An 11944-nucleotide genomic window follows, 5' to 3' on the forward strand; every position below is an offset into this window, starting at 1 on the left:
GATCTCGCAATCACCAGCATGGCTTAAATTGCTGCGGCTGACTACCATTCTGCATGTACTATGGGCCCGAACTCGTCAGTGGCAGACTCATGGAATGGGCAGCAAAGCATCAAATCCACATACAACATATCCAGCCAGGTAAACCACAGCAAAATGCCTATGTGGAACGCTTTAATCGTACCGTCAGATATGAGTGGCTATCTCAGCATTATTGGGAAAGCATTAACGAAGTTCAGGAGTTTGCAACGCAATGGATGTATAAATAGACCGAAGGGAATCCCGCGGGACAATCATCAACGTCCAAATATGGCATTGGGCGGCATTACCCCGAAACAGCGACTGGCCATGGTTGCTTAACTAATCCTACTTTTAGGCTCGGTTAAATAAGGGGGGATTACCCTGGGGCGATATAGCCAGCAAGCATTCGGGATTACTGCGCCAATCCTAGAGAAAATGCTTGGTGCTACAGCAAGTAACTTAAGAGGCATTCGGGATAGGGCTCTAATATTGCTTGCCTATGACAGTATGTGCCGGCGCAGCGAGCTTGTCTCTTTAAGAGTTTCTGATATTCATCTTATTGAGGAAGGCAATTCCTCTGGAATGAAAATACGCCTTCGTAAAAGTAAAACAGATCAAGAATTACAAGGTAGGTGGATATTCCCAAGCCAAAGATCTGCTGAGGGAATTTCACTATGGATTGAAAAAGCAAAATTGACTGATGGGTACTTATTTAGAGGAATCAATAATGCGATCGATATCACCTACGAATTAAAGAGCAGCCAAATTAATCGAATTTATAAAAGATTGGCAAAAGATGTCAAACTTTCCAAAGAAGTAATTGACCAAATCAGCGGGCATTCGATGCGCGTCGGGGCAGCTCAAGACCTGATGAAATCTGGGGCCAGCATGCCGATAATTATGAACAGAGGTCGTTGGTCAAAAACAGATACCGTGATGCGATACTTGGAATGCGTTAATCCAAATTAATTCTTTAAAACTTTATCGTGGATCATAACCACCAAAGCAGGCGCGAAAAAGTACTGCCAAAACCAATAAATTGCCCTTAAAGGCACTTATCTTGGTAGGAACCTCACCCTTTGGATAGCGACGTATTGTTGGGATTTCTAGGCACTTATAACCAAGCCTAGGTGCAGAGTACGATAAATATGCCAACAACTCATAGGTTTCAAATACATTGCGAAATGGAGCTATCTTTTCATCTAGCAACATTTTTCGACTGTAGGCTCTAAAGCCTTGGGTAGTATCAGTCCACTTAAAACCAGATGCCCAACTTAACATTGGAGCATGAATATATCGAATAGCAAAATCGCGTGACTTCGGTGTATTTTCAGCTTGACCGCCAGAAATAAAGCGCGAAGCCTGAACAAAATCAACCCCTTGATTTAGCGCACCTATGAAGGATGGAATTGCTTTCGGATCATCCTTATCATTACCATCAATGCTAATAATGCCTTCATAACCCTGGTCTAGGGCAAATGCATAAGCACAACGTAGTTGAGCACTTAATTTTCCAGCCCCCGTCTTTAAAATAAGTCCGCGAACACCATTTTCTTGCAATAAATCCAACTTCAATGAGCCATCTGTACTGCCGCCATCAACAATAAGAATATCGGCCATTTCTTCAATTTTTAGCGCTTTCATTTTGGAGAGAAGATTTTGGATTCTGCTCCCTTCATTAATTACCGGAACCACAACACACCACTGACTCTGACGTCCAAGCCATAGGGGAGTTTCAAATTCTGGCACAACCCAAGTTGAGCGTATTTCTGGAGCAATGATTGAGTCCACTATCTAATTCCTTGAGAAAAATCAGGCCAAACGAGCTGTAATTAATGCAACCCCGGCTATAACCAAAAAAATTCCTAGCCCTGTGGTCCATGGGAATGGCTCTTGAAAAATTATTACTGATGAGAGCGCAACTGCAGCGATAGCACCTGCAGTTAAGATTGGATGTGCGACATTCAAGGGAAGATGGGACAAGGCTGCCGCATATAACAAGAAAGCACCGCCGTAAAGACCCAAGCCCAACCAAAATGGCCAATTACTTAAAGCCTCTAGAGGCTCAGCTAAAGATGGAAATTTACGAGGCGGTATCATAGCCATTTTGATTAAAACGCTTGCAGCAGCATTGGATGCAATACCGATAATAAGGATTACCCACTTCATGCTTCTGCCTCGTTGAGTTTATTACGATAGAAATGAACTGCTGCAGCTAAGGCCCGCTCAATTGATACTGTATGTGATTCATTTTTGGTTGCTAACATCTCGATAGAAACTAAATGCCTTGGCAAATGCCGTTTAAGAACAGTAGCGATTTCAATATGATCAGTCTTACAGTCGCCCAAAGGAACAAGCTCGGGTTCACTTGCATGTATATGGCGAATAAGGGATGCGCATTCTTGCACTACGGAAGCAGCACTTTCATGATTAATAGTTAGTGCACCAATATCCAGTTGCATTTTGATGGCCGGATGATCAACTTGTCGCACTACATCTGAAGTTTGAGCACTAGTGGTCATGAAATTTGCGTTGTAACAGGTTGGATTCGGCTCAAGGCAAATTACTACGCCATTAGCCTGGGCTATATCGCCAAGCCGCTGAAAAAAAGGAATGGCTACCCTCATAGCCTCCTCATCCGTTAAACCAGATCGATCACGATTCTTGGGTGAGCCAAATACAAGCCGGGTTGCACCTAAACCTTTAGCAATACGACATACGGCCGCTAAATGGCTGAGCATCGCGTCTTGAGACGCTTGCGATCCAAAGATATTTAAACCGGAGGTACCAAACAGAAGCGCCTGCATGCCAGTAATTTCAATTCCACGCTTTAGCCACCAATTTTTGACACTAGAAATCTCCTCATTAGTGGCATTGATAGGATCAGGGAAGTATTTTCCCGGGGCTATATCTATAGCATCGATACCATAGCGATAAAGCAAGGATGCGACCACCTCATCCTCTTTAACATCCCAGGCGATATTTGAGATTGCAATTCTCATTATTATTTGCTCGACTCAAGAATGTTTTTAGGAAGCTCTGATTGAGCATAAGCTCTGACCGCTTGAATTGTTTCACGAGCACTGTATTGATAAAGCCCAGAGGCACCAAAGATGCTGGCATAACAAGTGCGCATATCGTACCTAGCTGGAGCATTTGATATGTGATTCTCAAATATCCTTCCAAAACCCTTATTTGCGACTTCGGACACGCTTATTGGCTCAGCAGTTAAATGAATCAACTTGAGGCCAGCGCCTATTGCCGCCTGTATATCGGACCAAAGATTTACCATGGGATAAAACTGAAATATTCCCCTAGATTCAATCGCATCCAGATTATTTTCATTCAAAAAGTCGAATATGACATTCTTCCTAAGTCTGGGACCAACCAGACCCGGCAATCTGACTATTAAATAATTAGGGAATTGCTCCTCAACAAACTTTTCAAGCAAGCGGCGATGTAATCCATAAGCATGGAGCCCAGACTCCTCAACTGATGATTTTTCATCCACCTCAACTGGATGTTTAAATACATCAATAGTGCTGATTAAAATAAATGTGCTGCACTTGACAGTTTTGAGGTGCGAAATTAAATCGTTAATTTTTTGCAGATCTTCAGCAGGATTTTTATTGGCAATCCACTTTTGCGCAGGAGCACCAGCACAAATCACAATATCAAACTCAAGATCCTCAATTTCATTAATGTTAGAAGATCGATAAAGTGCGGAAAAAGACGCCTGCTTAAGAAGTGTACCTCCAACAAAACCCGAAAAACCGATCAAGGCGTTATTCATTTAGCAACCTTAAATTTACTTGGAAATCCAACTTCGTTTGGATTTAGAATATCACCGTCGACCCATACATTCAAATAAAAGCCGTTTTCAGAAATTTTTACAATTTTTCGTATGTCCCCATTTTGAAAAAGTATAGAATTACCCACCTTGAAATTAGCTCGGTCTATAGATGTATTGCTCGTGTAGAAACCAGCCCATCTACGAGCCACTCCATTGAGCCAATTACCATCCGAAAGAAAAAAATCCTCTAGCTTTAAAACTTTTACATTGCTATAACTTGGCAAGTCTGGATACGCCACATTCCCCTCGAGAAAAATTGATGCGCATCCGCCCTTTTCAATATTTAGAGCAATGACTTGTTCGGGGGTTGAACGTGCATATACAGATCTGCCAATCAATAGGTTGGCATATGCTCTAACGCCTAAATTAGATCCAAAGGTCGCACATTTAAAGTCAACCTGTTCTTTTAGGCGCTGTATGAGAGCAATGTTTGCGTAATGATGCTCAGGCCATCGTGAATAGTTTTTCATATGGTCATTATGCGATGCATATCCATGGAAACTAGCTAAAACAATTAATGCAAATAACAGCAATCGAAACCAAACCCCACTAAATGCAAAACCTAAAGAAATTAAAATTGCTGATGGAATAATAAATTTCAATCTATCAAAAGAGAATTGGGTAGCATGCTCAAGCATTATAAAATTTTCAATCAATGGAAAAATCGAGGCCAATAATACTGTTCCTACTATTTCCGACTGTTGAGCAGTGGTTGTTGGCTTCTTGAAAATACCTAAACCTAATAAAGAACCCCATATTAAAACCATTAATACGGCCATTAAGAAAAATCCGTAAGATAGAACATATCCAGCAATTAGCCCTGAAACATTTCCTGCATTAGCGTTCCGGCTAAGAAAAGCACGAGAAAGTGCATCAAAATATTCATGAAAACCTACTACAAGAGAATAATGCAAAATCGTGAAAACACCAGCCGCAATAGTAGTTAGAAATATTTTTATCGCTAACTTTTTGTATGTAACATTGTCAACTTTTAAGCTAAGTATAAGCACTAGTCCCAAGTTAAATATATACCCTGTCCACTCAGTCCAAGCACCAAAAAAAAGGAAAGGGAGTAGGATATTTGAGGATTTTTTCCAATCATCACTATAAACTGGCTTAGTAAAAATATTAAAGAGCAGATGCAAACTGAAAATCAATGAAAGCTGATAAAGGGCATGAGGCCAGTAAATTAATCCCGTCGATAGCAGCGCCTCCCTACTGAAGAACGCAATACTCACACCCACCAAACCAGCAGCAATAGAGATCCTTTTAGAGCAGCCTAGTACTAATAGCATCCTTAAAATTAATAAATACAGGGCGATACCGAGCATTCCGCCAATCGCCATGTTGAATCTCGCAAGATTTTTAACTGTTACATCAAGGTCCAGCATTTCAAATACTGCATATGGCAATACGAAACCCGGAGATGTAAAGCTCGTATAAATATGATCGCCTGAATTTGTTGGTACAGTTGCGCCCCATGGAGCAAAAGCATCATTTTCTTGGCCAAGAGTGACAGTTGGTAGCAGCCAGTGATCCTGCATTTTATTTTGTCTAAGCGACTCTATAGTAAAAAGCGCATGATAAGTCGCCTCAAGATTCTGCGCACCCGCTTGGGTTCGAACATCGCTTTCTTTTAATAGCAGCGCAAGACAAATCATCACACAAATGCCGAAAATACCTAAAGTGCGAGATATTTGTATATTAATTTTAAAAAGGCTCACTATCCAACTTTTCTAAAACGTCATATATATTGTCAATCTTCCCTCCTAGCACTGAATAACAGCCTGGGAGCTCCATATGTTTTTCAAATAGTATTGGGCGACCATCATCTCCTTCGTTTTTTGTAAGAATAGTTTTAACCTCAAAGAGAGAATCCACATACTTCGCTTCACGTATGGCTGGCAGATACCTACCTACATCCCTTAGCATCCTATCAACCCTAGTTTCTCGGTCGTATTCATCAAGCATCTTGTATGGGTTAATTCCCCGGTCGTCCTTCCAGCTAAAGTGTGGGGTGTAACGAACGTGGGACAAGGTGTGTAAGCCTCGAGCTGGAAATGGCATCATTGAAAAAAATGGTCCGTCCATGACCGTAACCCCAATTTCCTTCAGAGCATGCGGCACTTGCAAAAGTGCCATTTCAGCGACCTCATGCTTGATACCTGTTCGTATACCAGGGAAGTCGCCAAAAAGCTGATTAAGTCCACTATAAGTGCAATTGAAGACATATCGGCACACTATAGAGGTACCCCCTGATCCTGCATCAGTCACCACGATTAAATTTTTGGAGTCTTTAGAGCGATTGACTGCTAAAGCACGTGAGGAATAATAAACATCAACACCTGAATCTTGAAGCTCCTTAAGAGCCCATTCTCTAAGTCGATCCGAATTAAAGGCATACTCCTCAACGAGAAAAACATTTTCAATTAGGCGCGGATCAAAAAGACTTTTTAAACTAACTTCAGCGGGCTTAATCTTCGCGCCGATCTCGTGACAAAACCGATTAAATTGCTTGGCAGTTACTTTAGAGTTGCGGCCAGCAATTGCATAAAGCTGCTGAAAATCAGAACTAACAGCCTGCGGCCAATCACGAACAAATCGAGGAAAATTAACCCTACTCCGAAAGGCCGTTGTAAAACTCCTAGGATAGTGGTATCCATTGTGCACACGTGCCTGATTATTGTATGAGGCGCGGCTCAAAAGTTTTGCATCTTGCTCCAAGAGTATCACTCGACGCAGCCCTCGACTCTTAGCAAGATAAATCGATATTGCAGCCCCGTAGAAACCGCCTCCGACGATAACTGCATCTGCAGTGAAATGATCCACGACTACCCAATGGCTCGATGTGAATTACTCAAGGAATCACTCTTGACGGAAGATGAAACCACTTCAATATTCAACCTCTCCCGACGCATCATACGCGCGCTGGTAAATTCTTGACCAACGTGATATAGAGGCCCCTCATTACTAAGGCTAGCCATGTGTAATATGTACTCGCCCAATACTAAAAGAACAAGGGAGATTAGGAAAAACATGCCAGATTGCTGTAAAGACATACTCACCCAGCCAGGGGCAACGTCAGCTTTGAAGATCCCAACGGAAAGAACATAAACTGAATAAATTAAGTTAGCAGCAGCACCAAAGAGGGATAGTGATGTTACAAGACGCATTGGAGCTTGTGTTGTGGACACGAGGAGACGCATGCCTCTATCAATACTTTCTCCCAATTTTTTTTGCTTTAAGGTGAGTGGGTTTGCACTATAGTCAATGTTAATTCGAGCGAATCCTCCTGTAACCGGCAAATGTCGATAAGTAAGGGCCGGCTGAGGGTGCTGTAAAATAAAGTTCACAATGCTCCTACTCAGCAATCTGCATGGAGGCGCTTCCTTCGTCAAATGTATCCCATTAAACGATTTGTATAGAAAATTAAAGGCCGCAAGAGCCATTCTGTAAGTAAAAGTCTGATGCGGTTTCTGCAAATTATTTGCAAAAACAACATCTGCACCGTTAACGGCTTTATCTAGAATTTCAGGCAAAGCCCCGATATCGTCAAGCATTGGATCAAGTACAGCAACAAAATCACCAAGTGCATTCTCAAGCCCCACCCATGAAGCTATATCCTCATTAACCTCCTTGGTGAGAACATAAACTTGCAAGTTTGGATAACCAACCTTTCCTGTTAAAGTTTTTAGCTCATTAACTGTTTCATCATTCGAAGCATTGTCCACAATGATCAACTCGTAATCAGTAACAAGCAATCTCAATTTTTCAGAAGCACGCTGAACAATGCTTTCTATGAGATCAACTTGATTACGTACTACATATATAACCGACAAAAATACTGGAAATGAATTCATATAAGGGCCTAATATCTGGTCATTTGAAAAATAGATAGCAGCTATATTAATTAATAAAAAACCATAAATTATTGAAAATTATTATGATTTATTAAAATAATAATAACTACAAAAAAAATTAATAAACATATATATAAGAAATAAATTAATAAGAAAATATGTACAAATTAACTTTACATTTATTTACCAGACGATAGCGCAGTTTCACGAGCGTAATTAGCAGGTAAATCAAAGAACCATCCCTGAGGGAACGTAGTAATTCTAAAAGAATTAGCGGAAGGGTCAGACATGTACTGCCTTAAAACCGCCTCCTTAAAAGACTCATTCACAATAAATTTCGCCCTGGGCTCATAAAATTCAAACGCATTTAACCAACTAATAAATAAAGGAAGAAAACAAATTGAAGCAGCAACAAGAATATAAACTTTGTATGAACAATGCCACCTATCATAAATTTTTTCAAAAGACCAAATTAATAAAATTAGACTGAGAATGTATTGACCCATAAAATATCTCTCTGGATATACACCCCTGTAACCACCTATCCACTCAGTTAAACCAGGTCTCATAAGAATTACAATTAAAGAATAAATCAAAAGAGAGATAAAAATTGTGATTCCAAAGAAACGACTTTTATGGTCGCTTTTATCCAAGCTAAATAGTGCAGTTAAAAAAATACATAAAAAGGTAAAAAACAAAAAGACAACAATATAGTTATTTAAATAATTATAAATAGGTGAAACTATGGGAAATAATATAGACCTGGCTATAAATATCTCGAAAAAGTGTCCAGAAATAAAAGGCCTACCTACCAAACCATTCTGGCTAATATTTAAATTAATCCTATATATAATTAATACCGAAATTATTATTATTAATGCTGTATTTAATAATCCTGAAATTCCTAATATTTTAAATATTTCTTTAAATTTATTCTTATTAATTAAAATACAAGCTAGTTCAAGCAACACGTAAGAAAACCAAATTGCAATGCAAATAGGATTAGTTAATGCGCAAATAAATATTATTATATCTAAAATATATTTTCTTGTATTTTTAAGATTTCTTCTATTAAATAATAAAACTATTTCAAACACAGGAAGAATAAATCCAATGTTAGAGATCCGCCCCAAAACTTCGTTTGAGCTATTTCCAATAGTAATTAATACAATAGATAAAAACAAAAGCAAACGAGCTTTTGCGGAGAGATAATTTTTTGTTCCAAACCATAAGTAGGTCGCAAAAATTCCAAAGAAAATATAAGATAAAAAACCTAATATTCTAGGATAAACACTTAAATCATCACCATAAAATAACTTATTCAACCAGATACCTATTTGAAGCAACCCTAAATTTCCAAAGACAAAGTAATCACCTCTGACTAGCCATTGGGATAATAAAAAACCTTTATCCAAGAGCATGCCTGACCAGAATCCATCCTCAGTAACAATATTATTAGAAAAAATTGGATCAGGATTCCTTAGGAAAAATATAACAATTGATAATATTAATAAAAAAGGGGCTAAAGTTAAATCATTAATATTTGAGTATCTATTAAATATTTTTTTCTTATCAATAAAAAAACTTCCAGCAATTATCAAAAATGAGAGTAAGATTAAAGTATAGTTATTTGAAAATTTACTTTCGGTATCATTTTTAAGAATGACTGTGTCGAAAATTATGATTGGCCTGCCTTGCATAGCATTCGAACTTAAAAATAAAGAATCATCAGCTCCCATCACAAACTTGCTGAATTGATTATTTGGCAGTGCTTTGCTCAGATCAACTTTAATAATGGATTTGTTTTTATTATCTGAAATCCAAATTTTGTATATTTTTATATCAGCAAAGCCATTTTGAATAGGATTGAGGACTGTATCCAATCGAATGTTTGACTTGTACTCTCCAGCGGGTAAATGTAATCGAATTACCTGTTTTTTATTCCCACCACTATATGTACTTCTGACTGACTCAACCTCGTTATAACCCTTACCAGAATCAAGATATAGCTGTATATATCCAGAAATGTTAGATTCTAAAAGTATGTCAATTTCAAGACCATCTACTTTTTTATTGCTGCCAATACAAATATAGGCTGCTAATATTAATAATATAACGCTTGTTATAATATTAAATTCATTATTCAATATTAATTTTTTAATCATGGTTTATTTTAAGAACCATAACATCCTGCCCAAAACCTAAGCCACTATTATTCCCCCACCACTGGCCTGTTAAGGTTTGTCCCACCTTCACAAGACCGGAGCCCTCAATTATTTCCTGTAACTTTTGCTCTTCATAAGCTACCGCACCAGTTGGGTAATCAATATTGTTGATAAAACAACCATCAGCATGTTTATGCTCAAACCGTAAACTCCAAGGCGTTAAATCAACCATTCTTGCTTGCCTCAAAATCTCATCATTTACGATAAAGCAAGTGATCAGAATTTTTCCTTCTGGCTTTAATACCCTATGAAATTCTTTTAGGTAATAGGAGATATCCAATTCAAACATATGTGTAAATACACTCCATAGAAAAATTTTATCTACAGATGAGTCTTTACATGGAATACTGTATTTATCTAGTCGATCCTTGCCAGTTGGGTTGTGTAATTGATCCTCTACATCAAAGTGATGAAACTGAAAGTTGGTAAATTTTGATTGAATATTTTCTTTACACCACTCGATACTTCGCCCAATAATATCAATCCCATCATATGTTCCTGTGGTTACAAATTGCGTTAACGGAATTGCGTCCCTTCCGATGCCACAGCCTATTTCAAGAATGGAATCCGTTGGCCGCATATCGACATATTTTTTTAAATACTCGAAATGGCCGAAAGCGATATCATCAAAGTCTGAAACTCCTCCACCAGTCATATTAAGTAAATCAATGGGTATATCAAAACCTAAAAAATTATATGTTTCCATATCAAACGTCCTCGTTATTAATTATTGTTAAAAATTTATCTGCAATTTCTTTTGCATAAGCACTCTCAAAAATATAAGAATTATTAGCAATCTTGGCAATTGGTTTTGACCCACTCTCAAAACATAAAACTGCATTTTCTATTTCATTCGCAAGCCTTTGAGGTGAAACCTTTTCAAGACTCAATATATTATTGTGATGAAGTGCTAAGTTTTTGTTTTCAAAATTATTTGTTATGGTTACACAACCAGCATTGGCCATCTCCAAAGGAGGATAACTGGGGTGAGGACTCAGCATCAGTGAAATTCCTATGGCAGATCTGCTTAACAAATCCGCATATTCCATAAACGGCAGCTTACCCAAAATGCATTTATTTTCTAGCTCATTAACCAATAAATTGGAAAAATTCTCACCAACAAATATCACTTGATAACCGAGATTCTTCGAAGGCTCACTAAATTGCCATAGCCTCAAAGCTTCAACAATAACTTCAAAACAATTTCTAGCTACGGATGGCCTTCCATACACAAGTATGATTTTTTCTTTTTTACATTCTCTCAGGGCTCTAGTAATTTCCTCATTGACAACAAATGGAATTAAATATTGACTTTTAAACTTGTACTTATCAGTCATGAAATCAAACAATTCCTGCGAATTCATCAAAGCAATAGTTTGATCTTCATTATGGTATGTTGCCTCACTAATGGCATAGTGATTTGACCATTGATAAAAACCAGGTTCAAAATCTTGAATTAAATATATTAGATCCAAAGAGCGTCTAAACATTGATTTTTGCATTTTTGCAAGCCGAAAACCTAACTCAGCTGTCCACCAAGCTGTCGCAAAGAAAATATCGTTTTTTCTAATGGAAATTGGGTTAGCTTTATATTCGAAAAGATCAACTACCAAACAACCTTTGGGATCCTCATTGGGTCTGCCAACTAGAAAGGTTTTGTTTAGTCGTCTAGAAACCTCAGAAATTGATTCCCTATTTACGGAATCAGAAGTAATTATGATTCTGATGTCAATATTTTCTGGTAAGCTAATAATTATTTCATTAGCTACTTTTAAGGCCGTCGCAATGCCACCATAAATCTTTTCTGGCTTTGCGGTTGGAAGCAGGATATTAAATCTTGGTCGCATATTATCCGAACGTGAAGCATGAACCGGATAAATTTCACTTATGAAATTGTAGAATTTTGATCTACTCCCCTCGCCCCCCGTTAACCAGGGGCGAGCTCGATCTCTTAATATACGCACAAGATCTTTGCTAGTAATTTTCAT

Annotated in this window: 11 protein-coding genes and 1 pseudogene; 2 read left to right on the top strand and 10 right to left on the bottom strand. The window is 38.2% G+C overall.

Translation table 11 applies throughout. The annotated features are described in order from the left end of the window. Window positions 1-62: 62 nt before the first annotated feature. Both BOQ04_RS00005 and BOQ04_RS00010 read left to right on the top strand, forming a co-directional pair. Window positions 63-357: pseudogene (locus tag BOQ04_RS00005) on the top strand (integrase core domain-containing protein); the annotation flags it as partial. A gap of 96 nt (window positions 358-453) precedes the next feature. Beyond that, entirely contained in the window at window positions 454-987 is a 534-nt protein-coding gene (locus BOQ04_RS00010; protein WP_076022740.1) for a tyrosine-type recombinase/integrase, read from the top strand. A 12-nt stretch (window positions 988-999) separates the two neighbouring features. Here BOQ04_RS00010 and BOQ04_RS00015 read toward each other — a convergent pair whose 3' ends face one another. From BOQ04_RS00015 to BOQ04_RS00060, 10 genes are all read right to left on the bottom strand, one after another. Continuing rightward, window positions 1000-1809: a glycosyltransferase family 2 protein gene (locus BOQ04_RS00015; RefSeq protein WP_198929258.1), complete on the bottom strand. Its 810-nt coding sequence runs from the start codon at window positions 1807-1809 to the stop codon at window positions 1000-1002. A 21-nt stretch (window positions 1810-1830) separates the two neighbouring features. Next, complete coding sequence (locus BOQ04_RS00020; protein ID WP_076022742.1) at window positions 1831-2187, bottom strand: EamA family transporter; 357 nt, start codon at window positions 2185-2187, stop codon at window positions 1831-1833. Beyond that, window positions 2184-3020, bottom strand: a complete 837-nt coding sequence (locus tag BOQ04_RS00025) for a sugar phosphate isomerase/epimerase family protein (RefSeq protein WP_076022743.1) — start codon at window positions 3018-3020, stop codon at window positions 2184-2186. The genes BOQ04_RS00020 and BOQ04_RS00025 overlap by 4 nt, the downstream gene beginning before the upstream one ends. Before the next feature lie 2 nt (window positions 3021-3022). Further along, window positions 3023-3811, bottom strand: coding sequence for an NAD-dependent epimerase/dehydratase family protein (locus BOQ04_RS00030; RefSeq protein WP_076022744.1), 789 nt, complete (start codon window positions 3809-3811; stop codon window positions 3023-3025). Continuing rightward, window positions 3808-5595, bottom strand: a complete 1788-nt coding sequence (locus BOQ04_RS00035; RefSeq protein ID WP_076022745.1) for a hypothetical protein — start codon at window positions 5593-5595, stop codon at window positions 3808-3810. The genes BOQ04_RS00030 and BOQ04_RS00035 overlap by 4 nt, the downstream gene beginning before the upstream one ends. Further along, window positions 5582-6700: an NAD(P)/FAD-dependent oxidoreductase gene (locus BOQ04_RS00040; RefSeq protein WP_076022746.1), complete on the bottom strand. Its 1119-nt coding sequence runs from the start codon at window positions 6698-6700 to the stop codon at window positions 5582-5584. Before BOQ04_RS00040 ends, BOQ04_RS00035 begins: the two co-directional genes overlap by 14 nt. A 2-nt stretch (window positions 6701-6702) precedes the next feature. Next, the gene (locus BOQ04_RS00045) at window positions 6703-7731 is read right to left on the bottom strand and encodes a glycosyltransferase (RefSeq protein ID WP_076022747.1); all 1029 of its coding nucleotides are present in this window, start codon (window positions 7729-7731) and stop codon (window positions 6703-6705) included. Between the two features lie 179 nt (window positions 7732-7910). Beyond that, the gene (locus BOQ04_RS00050) at window positions 7911-9896 is read right to left on the bottom strand and encodes a hypothetical protein (protein ID WP_076022748.1); all 1986 of its coding nucleotides are present in this window, start codon (window positions 9894-9896) and stop codon (window positions 7911-7913) included. Then, complete coding sequence (locus tag BOQ04_RS00055; RefSeq protein WP_076022749.1) at window positions 9889-10662, bottom strand: class I SAM-dependent methyltransferase; 774 nt, start codon at window positions 10660-10662, stop codon at window positions 9889-9891. Before BOQ04_RS00055 ends, BOQ04_RS00050 begins: the two co-directional genes overlap by 8 nt. A 1-nt stretch (window position 10663) precedes the next feature. After that, window positions 10664-11944, bottom strand: a complete 1281-nt coding sequence (locus BOQ04_RS00060; protein WP_076022750.1) for a rhamnosyltransferase WsaF family glycosyltransferase — start codon at window positions 11942-11944, stop codon at window positions 10664-10666.

The sequence above is a fragment of the Polynucleobacter sphagniphilus genome (assembly GCF_001953355.1).
GTDB classification, from domain to species: Bacteria; Pseudomonadota; Gammaproteobacteria; order Burkholderiales; family Burkholderiaceae; genus Polynucleobacter; species Polynucleobacter sphagniphilus.

Excerpts from the sequence above, each read along its gene's own strand:
- BOQ04_RS00055 (WP_076022749.1), bottom strand. The coding sequence starts at position 10,662 with ATGGAAACATATAATTTTTTAGGTTTTGATATACCCATTGATTTACTT.
- BOQ04_RS00020 (WP_076022742.1), bottom strand. The coding sequence starts at position 2,187 with ATGAAGTGGGTAATCCTTATTATCGGTATTGCATCCAATGCTGCTGCA.
- BOQ04_RS00030 (WP_076022744.1), bottom strand. The coding sequence starts at position 3,811 with ATGAATAACGCCTTGATCGGTTTTTCGGGTTTTGTTGGAGGTACACTT.
- BOQ04_RS00010 (WP_076022740.1), top strand. The coding sequence starts at position 454 with ATGCTTGGTGCTACAGCAAGTAACTTAAGAGGCATTCGGGATAGGGCT.
- BOQ04_RS00060 (WP_076022750.1), bottom strand. The coding sequence starts at position 11,944 with ATGAAAATTACTAGCAAAGATCTTGTGCGTATATTAAGAGATCGAGCT.
- BOQ04_RS00050 (WP_076022748.1), bottom strand. The coding sequence starts at position 9,896 with ATGATTAAAAAATTAATATTGAATAATGAATTTAATATTATAACAAGC.
- BOQ04_RS00045 (WP_076022747.1), bottom strand. The coding sequence starts at position 7,731 with ATGAATTCATTTCCAGTATTTTTGTCGGTTATATATGTAGTACGTAAT.
- BOQ04_RS00025 (WP_076022743.1), bottom strand. The coding sequence starts at position 3,020 with ATGAGAATTGCAATCTCAAATATCGCCTGGGATGTTAAAGAGGATGAG.